The 1639-nt window shown below is 50.6% G+C and carries 1 protein-coding gene; it reads left to right on the plus strand.

From position 1 onward, the window contains the following. On the plus strand, positions 1-1639 hold a 1639-nt coding region (purL, locus tag IQ242_RS24195; protein WP_193961708.1), incomplete at both ends, for a phosphoribosylformylglycinamidine synthase subunit PurL.

Here is a 1639-nt window from a genome sequence, read left to right on the forward strand (position 1 = left end):
CTCAACGCCCTTCGTTTTGGTAACTTGCAAGATGCCCGCAATCGTCGCATTTTTGCCGGAGTCGTGGAAGGAATAAGTCATTATGGCAATAGTGTGGGCGTTCCCACGGTGGGCGGTGAGATATACTTTGATAATGCCTACAATGGCAATCCCCTCGTTAATGCCATGGCTTTAGGGTTAATGGAAACCGAGGAAATCGTCAAATCCGGGGCAAAAGGCCTGGGAAATCCGGTTTTATACGTTGGTTCTACCACCGGCCGGGACGGTATGGGAGGGGCGAGTTTTGCCAGCGCCGAATTAACCGATAAATCTATGGATGACCGGCCCGCGGTGCAAGTGGGCGACCCTTTTCTGGAAAAATCCCTCATAGAAGCTTGTTTAGAGGCATTTAAGACCGGCGCGGTGGTGGCGGCCCAGGATATGGGGGCCGCGGGGATCACCTGTTCTACTTCCGAGATGGCAGCCAAGGGAGGGGTGGGAATTGAATTAGATCTCGATAAAATCCCCGTCCGGGAAACTGGGATGGTCCCCTACGAATATCTGCTGTCGGAATCCCAAGAAAGAATGTTATTTGTGGCAGCATCGGGACGAGAAGGCGAATTAATCGAGATTTTCCAGCGTTGGGGACTTCAGGCTGTGGTCGCTGGCCAGGTAATTGCAGAACCGATCGTCCGTATATTATTTAAAGGGGAAATTGCCGCCGAAATTCCTGCCACGGCCCTAGCGGATAATACTCCTATCTATCATCGGGAATTACTAACAGAACCGCCAGAATACGCCCAAAAAGCTCAATTATGGCAAGATAGCACGATTCCTATTCCCGAATCCCATAACGAGATTTTATTAAAACTGCTGGATAGTCCCTCGATTGCCTCAAAACGCTGGATTTATCGTCAATATGATCATCAAGTCCAGAATAACACCGTTATTCTTCCCGGAGGAGCCGATGCGGCCGTGATTCGCGTGCGTCCTCTGGGTGCTAATCCCGCCAATTCTCGGCGAGGTGTAGCGGCGACTACAGATTGTAATCCGCGATATGTTTATCTTGATCCCTATAACGGAGCTAAGTTGGCCGTGGCGGAAGCGGCCAGAAACCTTAGCTGTGTTGGGGCCGACCCCATTGCTGTCACGGATAATCTCAATTTCGGAAGTCCAGAGAATTCAATCGGTTATTGGCAATTAGCCACTGCTTGTCAGGGGATTGCCGAAGCTTGTCAGGAAATGAATACACCAGTGACTGGGGGTAATGTCTCTTTGTACAACGAAACCGTTGATGCAGCTGGCAGCCCCCAGTCTATTTATCCCACTCCCGTGATTGGTATGGTGGGATTAGTGCCGGATATCGGGCAAATTTGCGGCCAAGGTTGGCAAAAAGCGGGGGATTTAATCTATATTTTGGGTTTCTCCTTGCCAACTATCGGCGCTTCCGAATATTTAGCCGTTATTCACGGTTTGGTGACGGGAAAACCGCCGGTAATTGATTTTGAATTAGAAAGAAAGGTACAAGCGGCCTGTCGTCGGGGAATTCGCGCCGGTTGGGTGAAATCTGCCCACGATTGCGCCGAGGGAGGTTTAGCCACTGCTCTGGCAGAATGCTCTATTAGTGGGCAGTTAGGGGCGGAAATTGACCTTTCTTGGC

Source organism: Microcystis sp. LEGE 08355 (assembly GCF_015207185.1).
Taxonomy (GTDB): Bacteria; Cyanobacteriota; Cyanobacteriia; order Cyanobacteriales; family Microcystaceae; genus Microcystis; species Microcystis panniformis.